The sequence below is a fragment of the Mycolicibacterium wolinskyi genome (genome assembly GCF_002101965.1).
In the GTDB taxonomy this organism is placed as follows: domain Bacteria; phylum Actinomycetota; class Actinomycetes; order Mycobacteriales; family Mycobacteriaceae; genus Mycobacterium; species Mycobacterium wolinskyi.
In genome coordinates this window covers 358,237-371,523 of record NZ_LQQA01000015.1, presented here as the reverse complement: position 1 = coordinate 371,523, position 13,287 = coordinate 358,237, and the positions used below count along the sequence as shown (strand labels likewise).

The window sequence follows — 13,287 nt, the reverse complement described above, 5'->3', positions numbered from 1 at the left end:
TGTAAGAGTTACAGTTGCTTCACCGTTTCGGTTGAACAGGGAGGATTCGACGTATGCAGAAGGCTTTGGCGCCGGAGATCTCCACCTGGCCCGAGGAGAACCCCCAGCTCATCATCACCTTCGCCTTCACACCACAAGGGACCGACAAATGATCAACGACGTCGCCATCATCGGAGTCGGCATCCACCCGTTCGGCCGATTCGAGGGCAAGTCCGCCATGCAGATGGGTGTCGACGCGATCTTCGCCGCGGTCGCCGACGCCGGCGTGGAGTGGAAGGACATCGGCGCCGCCACCGGCGGCAGTTGGACGGTGGCCAACCCGGACGCCATCGTCGGCATGGTCGGCCTGTCGGGGATTCCGTTCACCAATGTGTTCAACGCGTGCGCCACCGCAGCCAGCGCCACCAAGGCGTGCGCCGACGGAATTCGGCTCGGCGACTACGACATCGGCATCGCCGTCGGCCTCGACAAGCACCCGCGCGGCGCGTTCACCGAGGATCCCGCACTGGTGGGGATGCCGAGCTGGTACGCCGAGAACGGCCAGTATCTCACCACGCAGTTCTTCGGCATGAAGGCCAACCGCTATCTGCACGACCACAACATCTCCCAGCGCACCTTGGCCAGGGTCGCGGCCAAGAACTTCCGCAACGGGGCGCTGAACCCGAACGCCTTCCGGCGCAAGCCGATCAGTGAGGACGACATCCTCAACTCGACCATGCTCAATTACCCGCTGACCCAATACATGTTCTGCGCACCCGACGAAGGCGCCGCCGCGGTGGTGATGTGCCGGGCAGACATCGCGCACCGCTACACCGACAAGCCGGTCTATCTGAAAGCCGTGGAGGTCCGCACGCGCCGCTACGGCGCCTACGAGGTCAACACCACGTGCGCGCCCGTCGAAGAGGATGTCGCGCCGACGGTGTACGCCGCACGTGCCGCATTCGAGAAGGCCGGTGTCGCACCGGAAGACGTCGACATCGTGCAATTGCAGGACACCGACGCCGGCGCCGAGATCATCCACATGGCCGAGTGCGGCTTCTGCGCCGACGGCGACCAGGAGAAGCTGCTGGCCGACGGTGCCACCGAGATCGGCGGATCGCTTCCGGTCAACACCGACGGCGGGCTCATCGCCAACGGGGAACCGATCGGAGCATCGGGCCTGCGCCAGATCCACGAACTCGTGCGCCAGCTCCGCGGCGAAGCCGGCGACCGCCAGGTGCCCGGTGAACCGAAGGTCGGATTCGCTCAACTCTACGGCGCGCCAGGCACTGCCGGCGCAACAGTCCTGACACTTTGATGGCCGAGCAGACGCGCAGGTACCTCGGAATGCGTTTTCCGGGGTACCCGCGCGTCTGCTCGCGGGAGAAAGGAACCCACGGACGTGGCTGAACAGTTCAGGGACGCACCGATATTCGATGCCGATCAGCACATGTACGAGACCGGCGATGCGCTGACGAAGTTTCTTCCCGAGCGCTACCGGCGTGCCGTCCAGTACGCCCAGATCGGCCGCCAGACCCGAGTCGTGATCAACAACCGGGTCACCGACTTCATCCCCAACCCGACGTTCGAGCGGGTCGCCGCGCCAGGCGCGCACGAGAAGTTCTTCGCCGGTGAGAACACCGAGGGACTGACCTTGCGCGAGATGCAGGGCAAGGCCATCGAGGCGCCCGCGGCCACCCGCAACCCCGAGGACCGCATCGCCGAACTCGACCGCCAGGGCGTCGTCGAGGCGCTCAACTACCCGACGGTGGGCAGCCTCGTCGAGCACTCGAGCGCCGATGACCCACAGCTGACACTCGCGATCATCCACGCGCTCAACGAGTGGATCCTCGAGCACTGGACCTACAACTTCGACAACCGGGTGTTCTCCACGCCGATCATCAACTTGTCCGAAGTCGATGCGGCGCAACGAGAATTGGAATACATCTTGGCCAACGGCGCCAAGGTCGCATTGATCAAGCCTGGCCCGGTCAACGGTCTGCACGGGTGGCGCTCCCCCGCGCTTCCGGAATTCGACCCGTTCTGGCGCGACGTCGAGGCCGCCGGGCTGCCGATCGTGCTACATGCCAGCTTCCCGCCGCTCGACGACTACGTCGGCAAGTGGGAGCCGCCGTCCACGCAGAACTTCATGACCCAGAGCGCCTTTCGCTGGATGGTGCTGGGCCACCGCGAAATCGCCGACATGATCACCGCGCTGATCTGCCACGGCACGCTGACGCGATTCCCCAAACTCCGTATCGCGAGCGTCGAGAACGGCAGCAGTTGGATTTTCCCGCTGTTCCACGATTTCGCCGATCTGTACAAGAAAATGCCGCAGAACTTCCCCGAACACCCGCATGACGTGTTTCGGCGCAACATCTGGGTCAGCCCGTTCTGGGAGGGCTGTGTGTCGGACGTGGTCGAGACGGTCGGCTGGGACCGCGTGCTGTTCGGCTCGGATTACCCACACCCGGAGGGGCTGGCCGAGCCCAAGGGATTCTGGAAATACGCCGAGGGCATGGATCGGCGACGGACCTACGACTTCATGGGTGACAACGCTCGACGGTTCATGGGCCTGCCGATCGCCAACCCCGACCCCGAGGCCGCCAAACCTCCCGTATTGGCCGGCGCCTAGGGCAACGGCGGCAGCGGTTGGGCATCGGCCGGGTTGAGCGCGTCGAGCATGAGGCTCAGATAGCGGCGCCGTAGTGCCGGGGGCTGCTCGAGTGCGACGGAGGCCGCCGTCACCATCGCGACGAACGTGGGCACATCCTCGACAGTGAGATCGGTGCGTAGCTCACCCACTTCCTGGCCCCGCCGCACCACCGCCTCGAGAAGTTCACGCTTCCTGCCGAACAGCCGGGACGTGAGCTCGGTCAGGTGGTCCAACGACGGCAGCAACGGACGCTGCGCGTACATGAGCTCGGCCATGCGCTCTATGACGTCGATGAACGCCTCGCGGGGCGCGTCACTGTCGACCAACTCCATGACCACCGGCTCGATCTCGGTCGCGAAAACGTCCTCATACACCGCCGCAGCGAGCGCCTGCCGATTCGGGAAATGGCGATACAACGTCGCATTACCCACCCCGGCACGAGCCGCCACCTGCGTCAGCGTGGCGGCCGCCCCGTCGGCGGCGAAGATCTCGCGCGCGGCGGCGATGATTCGACTTTCGTTGGCGTATGCGTCTGAACGGCGACGATCGGTACGTGCGGTCATTTCTCCAGTTCAACGGACGTGGCGTAGGTCATGCCCGTACGCCGGTGGTGGGCTTGGCAACAAATGATAGCTGACTCCCATATTGGGAGCCTACTCTCACTTATATGTCGACCTTTCTATACCGCCTGGGACGCTTCGCGTTCGGCCGCCCATGGCTCGTCATCGGCAGCTGGTTGGCGCTGATCGGGGTCGTGGCCGGGTTCCTCGTACTCAACCCGCCGAAGATCTCCAACGAGATGCGCATCAACGGCACGCCCGCTCAAGAGGTGATCGACGACCTGGCGCAGCGCATGCCGGAATCGTCCGGAGGGCAAGGCCTGATCGCCTTCGCCGCGCCCGAGGGTCAGCGCATGGATGACGGCGACAACCGCGCCGCACTGCTGCGTGCGGTCGACGCTGTTTCGCATACCGACCACGTGCTCGATCCGGCCAAGCTGGCCCAGGCCGAACTCGCCAAAGGTCCGGCAAGCCCGACGCTGGCCGCGTCGGCAGCGATCGCCAAGACGCAGACCGCCGCGCCGGCAGCCGCAGACGCCCCTCGGCCGTTGGTCATGAACGGACAGCCGGTACCAGGCGTCCTGATTTCCGCCGACGGTGCGGCTGCGCTGTACCAGTTCCAGTTCGACAAGCAAACAGCCGAGCTGCCCACCGGCACGGTCGAGCACACCGTCGACGCCGCGCGTGACGCGGTGGCACACACCGACATCAACGTGCTGCCCTCGGCGAGCATGGTCGAAATGCCCGAACTCGTCGGCGCAGGCGAGGTCATCGGCTTGGCGGTCGCCGCACTCGTGCTGATCATCACGCTCGGCTCGCTGGTCGCCGCGGGCCTGCCGCTGGCCACCGCGCTCAGCTCGGTTGCCATCGGTGTCGGCGCAACGTTCCTGTTCTCGCATTTGGTCAACATGCAGTCGATGACCGCAGTTCTGGCATTGATGCTCGGCCTCGCCGTCGGCATCGACTACGCGATGTTCATCGTCAACCGGCAGCGTCGCCTGATCCTCGACAAGGGCTTGAGTGCCGCCGAGGCGGCCGGCCGTGCGATCGGCACTGCGGGCAGCGCCGTGGTTTTCGCGGGTACGACGGTGGTCATCGCGCTCGTCGCGCTGACTGTGGTCGGGATCTCCCTGCTGACGCCGATGGCGCTCGCCGCGGCAGGCACCGTGGTCGTCGCGGTCATCGCATCACTGACCCTGCTGCCCGCGCTGCTCGGACTCGTCGGTGAGCGGATCTGCTCCGAGAAGGCTCGCAACAACCAATCCTCACAAGACAATTCGAATCACCGCTTCGCGACGGCCTGGGTCAGCGCCGTGCTGCGCCACCGCGTGCCGGTCGCGATTGGCGGTGTCGTCGTCGCCGCACTGCTGGCCCTTCCCGCACTGAACATGTCTCTCGGGCTGCCCGCGGGCTCCAGCTACAACGAGGGCACGCCACAGCGCGAGAGCTACGACCTGGTCGCCACCCACTACGGCGACGGCTACAACGGCCCGCTGATCGTGGTCGCCGAGCCGGCGGCCGGCAACACCAAGCTGTCGACCGCCGATCTGGTGAGCACCAACGGCGACCTCCAGCGTCTGCCCGGCGTCGAATCGGTGAGCCTGCAAAAGGTCAGTGACGACGAGGAATTCGCGTTGTTCTCGGTGGTCCCGGCCGACGGCCCCACCGACGACGCGACCGCACAGCTCGTCCGTGACATCCGCGCGCACGCCGGTCCGCTGGCCGAACTGCGCAACGTCGACCTGGGTGTCACCGGCATCACCGCGATGGGTGTCGACACCACAGACCGACTCGCCGAGGCCGTGCCGCTGTACATCGGTGTCGTGGTCGGCCTCTCATTGCTGGTCCTGCTGGTCGTGTTCCGCTCGATCGCCGTGCCGGTCAAGGCCACCCTCGGATTCCTGCTGAGTGTGCTCGCCACATTCGGCGCCACCACCGCGCTGTTCCAATGGGGCTGGTTCCAGGAGCTGTTCGGCCTCAGCGCCACCGGGCCGATCCTGAGCCTGCTGCCGATCATCGTGGTCGGCGTCCTCTACGGGCTCGCAATGGATTACGAGGTGTTCCTGGTGTCGTCGATGAAGGAAGCGCATGTGCACGGGCACCGCGGCGACGCCGCCGTAACCCACGGGTTCGCCCAGGCGAGCCGCGTCGTCGTCGCAGCGGCCGTCATCATGATGTCGGTGTTCGCCGGCTTCGTGTTCAACGCCGACCCGATGATCAAGCAGATCGGCTTCGCGCTGGCCTTCGGTGTCCTGACCGACGCCTTCGTCGTGCGGATGACCGTGGTGCCGGCCGTGATGTCGATGCTCGGCGATCATGCCTGGTGGCTGCCCAAACGCCTTGAGCGGGTCCTTCCCGATCTCGACATCGAAGGTGATCAGCTCAACCGCCAGCTGTCGGCAGGCGATTCCGAATCGCGCCTGGTTCACCGCTGAGCATGGGTGAGTGAATCTCCGGCGCAGTCCTCACAGCCGTCCGGCCTCGACATCGAGCATGAAACGGGCGATGAGATCGGCACATTCGTGGGGATGGGTTTCCAACAGCTGATGGCCGCTTTCGAAGACGTGGATCTCCAGCGACTCGAGAACCTCGTTGTAGGCCATGATTTCGTTGAGATCGAAGAACGGATCGTGCCTGCCCCACAACAGAAGGCAGGGCGGCTGGTGATCGCGGTGGTAGGACCTGATGGTCGGGAATCGCGCGATGTGTGACCCGTAGTCGGAGAAGATCTGGAACTGAATGTCGGTGATTCCCGGCCGCGACAGGCGCTCCCAGTCCAGGTGCCAGCCCTCGGGAGGATAGAGGCATGCCACGCGCTCGGGCTGGTTGCCGATGTACTGGTATCGGGTTGTCTCGAAATTCATCCATTCGGTGAGCTTTGCCCGGTTCTCCTCGGTGGGATCGGCGAAGTATGCCTTCGGAGCGTCCCAGTCCGGCCCGAGCCCCTCGTCGTGGGTATTGCCGTTCTGCACGATCAGGCCACGGATCCGGTCCGGCCGGCGCGTGGCGAGGTGGTAGCCGACGGGCGTCCCGAAATCCGTGACGAACAGGAAGAACCTGTCGACACCCAGCGCATCGAGGAAGGCGTCGACCGTGTCGGCGAGGTTCTCGAAGGTGTAGTCGAATGCGTCTCCGGAGGGCGCGGAGGAGAATCCGGAGCCCGGCAGATCCGGCGCAACGACATAGGCGGATTCCGCCAACGGCTCGATGAGGTTGCGATAGGCGTAAGACGAGTTCGGATAGCCGTGCAGCAGGAGGACTGTCGGCATGTTCGGGTCTCCGGCATGCCGGTGGAAGATGTCCAAGCCGTGGACATCGATCGTTTCGTGACGGGTCTTGTGGCGCGAGCTGTGCATTTCCTGTTTCTCCTTGTCGGACGTGGCGGCCGCACCGCCTACCGGATAAGGTCGTTATAGCGGTTACCGTTCGCCGTAACTGCTAAACATGCGAAATGGGGTTACATCGGTGTCGGACGCAGAGACGAAATGGGTACCCGAGCACTTCGTCGGCGGACACCCCGCCCTCGACCTCGCGAATGCCGTGTTCGACCGGCGCGTGCCCGAACCCGACAACGAGTTGCTGAAATCGGCCCGCGACATCGGAAACTGGTTCAAAGCGTCGGGGCTTGCCAGCGCTCGCGAGGCCGCGGCAGTCTCCGGCATATCAGATGAACCGTTCGTGCAGCAGGTTCACGCGGCGCGGGAGGCATCGGCCGCGATCTTCGGGGCGATCGCGGCGGACAGGGCGCCCGCGGCGGAGGCGTTGAGTGTTCTCTTCACGTCAGCCGCACGCGGGCTTGCCGGTAATGCGATCAAACTGGACGGCACGAGGCCCCGACTGGCCCTTGCTCTTTGGCGAGACCCCGACGCCGTCGCGGCCGTCCTGGCGATGCTCTCGATCGAAGGCTTTTACAGCCTGCCTCGCGAAAGGCTACGCTCCTGCCCTCGCTGCGAATGGCTGTTCCTCGACACGTCACGCGGCGGCAAGCGCCGTTGGTGCAGCATGCAGATCTGCGGAAACCGCGAGAAAGTCTCACGCCACCGGGAGCACGCCTGAAGCCGCCGTTCACTGCCGAACAGACACGTAGGTACCCGAGAACGCGCGTTCTCGGGTACCTACGCGTCTGCTGGCGCTAGGGCGCCTTCGCCTTCGGCGGCGAATAGTTCGGCTTGCCGAGCCCGAGCACGTATTGCCCGATCATGTTGCGGAACACCTCGAGCGTGCCGCCGTAGATGCCCACCAGCGGCGCGAATCGGTACACGTACTCGCTGCGATCGTCGACTCCCCCGTCGGCCCCGATCGGCAGCGCGGATACCGAACCGGCGATGTCCATGAGGTCCGGAGCGATATCACGCATCGTTTGGGCGATTGCGACCCGACCGAAGATGCTCGGGCTGGACAGCGCCACCTCCATTCGCGCGTGGCTACGGCCCAGCCGGTATGCCACGGAGGTGTCGTCAATACCACGGCGGCCGTTCGCATCTGGTTGCCCCACCAACGCGGCGACGTTGTCGGCAGCCTCGGCCATGAACCCGGCCTGGTGCATCATGATCGACACGTCGGCCAGTCCGTCGACAGACGCGGCCACCGCGCCGTGTTCGGCGTCGAGTGGCTCGCGGACCACCGCCCAGCCGCCGTTGACCTCGCCCAGCCGATACTTGTCGTCGACGCGCACATCGCTGTAGTAGACGATGTTGGTACGGTCACCGTCCACGGTCCGGATGCCCTGGATCTCGATGCCCGGCGAGTCGAGCGGAACCAGAAACATGGTCAGGCTCTTGTGTTTCGGCGCTTCGGGGTCGGTGTTGGTGATCAGGAAGACGTACTGGCAGTTGTGCGCGCCGGTGGTGAACATCTTCGAGCCGTTGATGATCCAAGCGTCGCCGTCGCGCACGGCCCGCGTCTTGCACGTTGCGACGTCCGAACCACCCTCGGGTTCGGTGTAGCCCAGACAGAGTCGTACGGTGCCGTCGAACACTCGAGGCATGACCTCGTCCTTGAGTTCGGGTGATCCGAATTTGGCGACCGAACGGGCCACCATCGCCGTGGTGCCCCATGTCACCCATGGCACTTCGGCGCGCCGCTTCTCCAGTTCCCAGATCCGGCGGCGTACCCGGCTGAACCCACCATCCGCCTCGGCCTTCCACTCCTTTTCCAGGTAGCCGGCCGCTCCGAGCGCCAGATGCACGCCCTCGTCGAAGTTGTCGCCGGTTTCCCGGTCCCGCCGGATGACGTCCTCGGTCACCTGGGCGGCCAGAAAGCTGCGCACCTCGTCGCGGAACGCGGCGTCCTCCGCGGAGAGCTCGACCCGTGAGAAATCCATGTCTAGTCCTTGCTTTCGCGTGCGGCGACGATTCCGGCGATGTGAACGGCGGTGGCGGCAGGATCTCCCCCTGCGAGCGCCCAGCCTCGGGCCCGGACGAGGTAGGCGGTCGCGGCGGCTTCTGCCGAGACGCCGAGGCCGCCTTGGATGTGGACGGCCATCGTGGCGGCCTTCGAGGCCTCCTCGGCCATGAACACGAACGCCGATGGTGCGAGTTCGGGACGCTCGTCGGGTTCGTTGTCGAGAAACCACGCCGCGCGACGCGAGAGTCCGCGCCCGCCCTCGACCGTGATCGCCATGTTGGCCAGCGGGTGCGATATCGCCTGCAGCGTGGAGATCGGAACGCCCAGCGTATAGCGGGTTTTGGCGAACTCCGCGGCGATCGTCATGGTCTCCTCGACCAGACCCACCAACGCCGCAGCGGTGAGCAGCCGCCATTCGTCCAACGCGCGCTGGTAGGCGGCGAGCGCATCCGGCCCGCTTGCGACGATGGTGCGGCTGTCCGCGGCCGCCGGGTCCACCCAGGCCATCGGCAGTTTGCCGATGTTGTCGACCTTGGCTGGGCGGGTGCCGAAGGTCAGCCGCACGACGTCGCTGCCGTCTCGGACGATGATGTGGTCGGCGATGGATCCGGCGGGGATCAGCCGAGTGCCGGCGGGCGCCACTTGCTGCGGGTCGAAAGCGACGAGCTGTGTTCCGTTGAGGATGTCGTCGGACTCCATCCCGCCGAGCGCCGCGAGGAGTCGTGCCGCGACGACGTGGTCGATCCATGGCACCGGTGCCAGCGAGCGGCCGAGTTCCTCCGCCACCAATGTCAGGTCGACGAGCGTCGCGCCGTCACCACCAACCGATTCCGGCAGTGCCATCGTCGTTGCGCCCATGGCGCACAACCGCTCCCACAGGCTCTTGTCGAATCCGCTTGGCTCGGCGGCGCGGACGGTGTCGATCGAGCAGTGGGTCTTGAAGAACTGCTTGTACGCGGTCTGCAGATCGACGTGGTCCTCGGTCAGGCTGTAATCCAGCCTGCGCAACTCGAAACGATCCATTCAGATCTCCTTCTCCTCGCCGAAGAAGAACTCCGCGGCGTTGTTGTAGAGGTAGTTGTCGAGGACTTCGGGCGGTAGGTCGAGTGCCAACGCCTCCGGCACCACGCGCTGCATCCGCAGCACCGGGAAGTCCGACGCGAAGATGATCTTGGTGTGTCCACGGGTGCGCATGAAGTGCAACAGGCTCTCCGGCAATCGTTTCGGCGACCACGCCGACGTCATCAGCCGCAGGTTCTGGTACTTGATCAACATGCGAATCGCGATGTCCCACCACGGGTCGGCCCCGTGGATCATGCACAGCTTGAGTTCGGGGAACCGCACGCACACCCGGTCGAGGTGGATGGGGTTCTGCACCTCGCCTGGGATCGGTGGTCCCGGAATCCCGGTGTTGACGCACAGCGGCAGCTCGAGTTCGGCACATTTCGTGTAGAGCGGGTAGTACACCGCATCGCTCGGCGGATACTGCCCATCGGCCCAGAAGCTCGGCCCCACAACGGCATAGGCGACCGGTAGGTCTTTGGCTGCCGCGGCGAGGTCACGCAGCGACGGGATCGGGCGCAACAGGTTGACTCCACCCATCGCCAGGGCGAACCGCTCCGGGTGCGCCTCGACGAACTTGCGCGCCGTCACCGATGGTTTGGCCAGCGAATCCATCAGGATCGCTTTCTGCACACCGTGGGTGTCCATCTCGTCGAGGAGTTCCGACAGGTCGATCGGGTCATACATCGACTTGGGACCCTTGAAGTAGTCGTCGCGCACCTTCTTCATGAACGTCGGCTGATTCTGCGTCTCGCCGAAGTGCACATTGGCCAGGCAGTCAATCACTTTGGGAGTCATGCTCGAACCTTCCCGTCGTCACGTGCGGCGTGAGACTTGGCCCAGCGGTAATCGGCCTTGCCGTTGCCGAGCCTGCGGACTTGATCGACGAACAGCACATCCTTGGGGCACTTGAACCGCGCCAACCGCGACGAACAGTGTTCCCGCAGCGCATCGCCCGTGACCGCAGAACCACCGCGCAGTGCGACCAGCGCCACGATCTCCTCGCCCCACCGCTCACTCGGCCGGCCGACCACGAGCGCATCGGAGACATCCGGATGCGCCCGCAGTGCCTCTTCGACTTCTTCGACGAAGACCTTTTCGCCGCCGGTGTTGATCACCAGTGAGTCGCGCCCGTACAACCGCAATGTGCCGTCGGCGTCCAACGCGGCCCGGTCACCGGATATGACCACGCGCTGACCCTCGACCTCGGGAAAGGTCTTCGCGGTGGCATCGGGGTCGTTGAAGTAGCCCAGGGGAATCCGACCATTGCGCGCCACCCACCCCACCGCGACCTCGCCCGGCCGGAGGAATCGCGAATAGTCTTCGGCCAGCACCAGTCCGCCGGTACGCAGCTGGAACGTCTCGGCGTGTGTGCCGCGCCGGCTGTGCCCGAACCCCATGTTGCCCGTCTCCGAAGAACCGAACCCGTTGATCAGGGTGATCTGCGGGATGTGGTCGAGCAGCGCGCGCTGGTGCTTGAGGTTGGTTGCCGCGCCCCCGGTGCCGATGGCGAACAGCGAGGACAGATCGTAGGACCGCCTGCCGAGTTCTTCGACAATCGGCGCCGCGTACGCATCGCCGACCATGGTCATCAGCCCGACTTTTTCGCGCTCGGCGGTTTCCAGCACCGCGCTCGGGTCGAATTTCGGTTTGGTGTCGTGCAATACGACGGTCTGTCCGGAGAGCAGTCCGGAGAAGGCCGTCCACATGCCGGCGGCATGCATCAACGGTGACACGGCGAACCACGGCGGGCCCGCGTTGGCGACCTTGTCGTGGATTTCCGACACCGCGGCGTGGTCGGCGCCGTTCATCGAGGACACATAGATGTCGGCCTGCCGCCACATGACACCCTTGGGCCGGCCGGTGGTTCCACCGGTACAGATCATCAGCAGATCATCGGGGGACGCTTGCGGCGTGCAGTTCGAACCTGACTCAGCCAACGCATGTTCCAAGCCCACCGCACCCGGAAGGTCGGGCCCGGGCCCGTCATCGACCGAGATGAGCAGCTGCGCGCCAGGTGGTGGCAGCACGTCGGCGAACTTCGCGCCCAGCGACCGGTGACAGATCACCGCGCGCGGCTGAAGGTAGGCGAGCAGTTCGGCCACTTCGCGCGGCGAGTAGTAGTAATTGACGTTGACCGGGACGGTGCGCGCTTTCAGGCAGCCGATTACCATGTCGGGGTATTGGTCGTTGTGCATGATCAGTGCGACACGGTCCTGTCCGCACTCCCAGCGATCGAGTTCGCCGCGTTCGCGGTGCGCACCCAGCCCGTGGCCGGACAGGAAGTTGGCCAGCCGCCGCGTCCGGTCGGCGCCCTGCGCGAATGTCGTGCGGCGCGCGCCGCACACCGTCATCTCCCGGTCCGGCACCGCTTCGGCGATCGCGTCGACGACGGCACCGATCGTCCATTCGGCCATGGTGGCTGCTACACCGACACCAGATGCGACACACCGGGCGCGGTGCGGGTGACATCTCCGAGCAGTTGTAATGCGTTGTCCCTCATCACTTTTCGGGTATCTTCGAGGCTGAACTCGGGGAACTGCGGGATATCGGCGGTGAAGGTCGTCGGGTCGGCGAGCCCCTCACCGTGCGGCCAGTCCGAGCCGAACAGAATCTTGTCGACGCCGATGGTGTCGGCGAGCAGCTTCACGTCGTCCTCGTAGTAGGGCGCGATCCACACGTTGGTCCTGAGCTGCTCCACCGGATCTTCCTTGAAGTGGTACGGCGCGTTGTTGGCCGCTTTCTTCAGGCGCTTGATCAAGCGGTACACGAAGTAGGAGCCGTTCTCGATGCTGGCCACCTTGAGCTTGGGATGCCGGGTGAACACCTGGTGCACGATCATCGAGGCCATCGTGTCGTGTATCGCGCGGTCGTCCATGATCACCATGTCGAGCGGATCCCGCTTGCCGAATCCCTTGAAGACACCGCTGCCGCCCCACAATGCCGGGACCGCCATGTACCCGGAGTCCGACAGGTGGAACACCACCGGGACACCGGCCTCGGCCAGCCTGGCCCACACCGGGTCGTGCAGCGTGTCGCCCAGTGACCGTGGCCTGACCTCGCCGGGCACCGGGGCCGGGCGCACGCACACGAGCTTGGCGCCGCGACCGAGCACGAATTCGACTTCCTCGGCCGCCTTGACCGGATCGGCCAGCGAGATGATGGGAGCCGACACGAAACGGCCGTCGGGCCGGTCGAAACCCCAGTCCTCGTCGAGCCACAGGTTGAAGGCGTGCACCGAGGCCATGGTGGCCTCGATATCGTGTTTGAGTCCCTCCTCCACGCCGCACGCGAAAGTTGGGAGCATGAACACGGTTTCGAGGCGCTGCCGGTCGAGCACCTCGAGCCGCGCATCGCGGTTCTGGTACTCGGGATGGTCGGACAGGCGGTCGACCTTCATCAGCGAGGCGGGATCGACGCCCTCGGGGATCTCACCTCGAAACAGGAGATCCAGGCAGCCAGGCTCGATGATGGGGTCGAAGGTCGGGTTGGGGATGAAGTGGTTGACGGTCCCACCCATCACCGCGAGGGTCCGCTTGCCGTCCTGGACCATCTGCACGCCACGGCTGCGGAATTCCTTGGGCAGGTGCCGGGTGAAGGCGTCGAGCGGTTCGTAATAGTGGTTGTCGACGTCGACGGCCAGGTACGGCAAACGCTCTGGTGTGTCGGTCATTTCATCAACCT

Annotated in this window: 11 protein-coding genes; 4 read left to right on the top strand and 7 right to left on the bottom strand. The window is 65.2% G+C overall.

Translation table 11 applies throughout. The features are described 5' to 3' along the window. Positions 1 to 151: 151 nt before the first annotated feature. Positions 152 to 1,297: a thiolase family protein gene (locus AWC31_RS16180; protein ID WP_085145483.1), complete on the top strand. Its 1,146-nt coding sequence runs from the start codon at positions 152 to 154 to the stop codon at positions 1,295 to 1,297. A 132-nt stretch (positions 1,298 to 1,429) separates the two neighbouring features. Next, positions 1,430 to 2,614: an amidohydrolase family protein gene (locus AWC31_RS16175; protein WP_207626378.1), complete on the top strand. Its 1,185-nt coding sequence runs from the start codon at positions 1,430 to 1,432 to the stop codon at positions 2,612 to 2,614. On the opposite strand, the gene AWC31_RS16170 is transcribed toward AWC31_RS16175, so the two are convergent. Next, complete coding sequence (locus tag AWC31_RS16170; protein WP_085145150.1) at positions 2,611 to 3,198, bottom strand: TetR/AcrR family transcriptional regulator; 588 nt, start codon at positions 3,196 to 3,198, stop codon at positions 2,611 to 2,613. The genes AWC31_RS16175 and AWC31_RS16170 overlap by 4 nt on opposite strands. Before the next feature lie 104 nt (positions 3,199 to 3,302). Here AWC31_RS16170 and AWC31_RS16165 point away from each other — a divergent pair, with 104 nt between their 5' ends. Continuing rightward, entirely contained in the window at positions 3,303 to 5,630 is a 2,328-nt protein-coding gene (locus AWC31_RS16165; protein ID WP_085145149.1) for an MMPL family transporter, read from the top strand. Positions 5,631 to 5,660: 30 nt separating this feature from the next. On the opposite strand, the gene AWC31_RS16160 is transcribed toward AWC31_RS16165, so the two are convergent. Next, positions 5,661 to 6,551: an alpha/beta fold hydrolase gene (locus tag AWC31_RS16160; protein ID WP_085145148.1), complete on the bottom strand. Its 891-nt coding sequence runs from the start codon at positions 6,549 to 6,551 to the stop codon at positions 5,661 to 5,663. 88 nt (positions 6,552 to 6,639) lie between these two features. Here AWC31_RS16160 and AWC31_RS16155 point away from each other — a divergent pair, with 88 nt between their 5' ends. After that, complete coding sequence (locus tag AWC31_RS16155) at positions 6,640 to 7,251, top strand: CGNR zinc finger domain-containing protein (RefSeq protein WP_085145147.1); 612 nt, start codon at positions 6,640 to 6,642, stop codon at positions 7,249 to 7,251. Between the two features lie 76 nt (positions 7,252 to 7,327). Here the strand turns inward: AWC31_RS16155 and AWC31_RS16150 are convergent, their stop codons facing one another. Genes AWC31_RS16150 through AWC31_RS16130 form a run of 5 tightly spaced genes read right to left on the bottom strand, consistent with a single transcriptional unit; the run spans position 7,328 to position 13,276 of the window. Next, positions 7,328 to 8,518, bottom strand: coding sequence for an acyl-CoA dehydrogenase family protein (locus tag AWC31_RS16150; RefSeq protein WP_085145146.1), 1,191 nt, complete (start codon positions 8,516 to 8,518; stop codon positions 7,328 to 7,330). A 2-nt stretch (positions 8,519 to 8,520) separates the two neighbouring features. Beyond that, complete coding sequence (locus AWC31_RS16145) at positions 8,521 to 9,564, bottom strand: acyl-CoA dehydrogenase family protein (protein WP_085145145.1); 1,044 nt, start codon at positions 9,562 to 9,564, stop codon at positions 8,521 to 8,523. Then, complete coding sequence (locus AWC31_RS16140) at positions 9,565 to 10,401, bottom strand: amidohydrolase family protein (RefSeq protein WP_085145144.1); 837 nt, start codon at positions 10,399 to 10,401, stop codon at positions 9,565 to 9,567. Beyond that, positions 10,398 to 12,020 (bottom strand): acyl-CoA synthetase, encoded by a 1,623-nt coding sequence (locus AWC31_RS16135; RefSeq protein WP_085145143.1) that lies wholly within the window; start codon positions 12,018 to 12,020, stop codon positions 10,398 to 10,400. Before AWC31_RS16135 ends, AWC31_RS16140 begins: the two co-directional genes overlap by 4 nt. An 8-nt stretch (positions 12,021 to 12,028) precedes the next feature. Then, entirely contained in the window at positions 12,029 to 13,276 is a 1,248-nt protein-coding gene (locus AWC31_RS16130) for an amidohydrolase family protein (RefSeq protein ID WP_085145142.1), read from the bottom strand. Positions 13,277 to 13,287: the final 11 nt, after the last annotated feature.

Coding starts and splice junctions, on each gene's coding strand:
- AWC31_RS16175 (WP_207626378.1), top strand. CDS start 1,430: ATGTACGAGACCGGCGATGCGCTGACGAAGTTTCTTCCCGAGCGCTAC.
- AWC31_RS16170 (WP_085145150.1), bottom strand. CDS start 3,198: ATGACCGCACGTACCGATCGTCGCCGTTCAGACGCATACGCCAACGAA.
- AWC31_RS16165 (WP_085145149.1), top strand. CDS start 3,303: ATGTCGACCTTTCTATACCGCCTGGGACGCTTCGCGTTCGGCCGCCCA.
- AWC31_RS16160 (WP_085145148.1), bottom strand. CDS start 6,551: ATGCACAGCTCGCGCCACAAGACCCGTCACGAAACGATCGATGTCCAC.
- AWC31_RS16155 (WP_085145147.1), top strand. CDS start 6,640: ATGCGAAATGGGGTTACATCGGTGTCGGACGCAGAGACGAAATGGGTA.
- AWC31_RS16150 (WP_085145146.1), bottom strand. CDS start 8,518: ATGGATTTCTCACGGGTCGAGCTCTCCGCGGAGGACGCCGCGTTCCGC.
- AWC31_RS16145 (WP_085145145.1), bottom strand. CDS start 9,564: ATGGATCGTTTCGAGTTGCGCAGGCTGGATTACAGCCTGACCGAGGAC.
- AWC31_RS16140 (WP_085145144.1), bottom strand. CDS start 10,401: ATGACTCCCAAAGTGATTGACTGCCTGGCCAATGTGCACTTCGGCGAG.
- AWC31_RS16135 (WP_085145143.1), bottom strand. CDS start 12,020: ATGGCCGAATGGACGATCGGTGCCGTCGTCGACGCGATCGCCGAAGCG.
- AWC31_RS16130 (WP_085145142.1), bottom strand. CDS start 13,276: ATGACCGACACACCAGAGCGTTTGCCGTACCTGGCCGTCGACGTCGAC.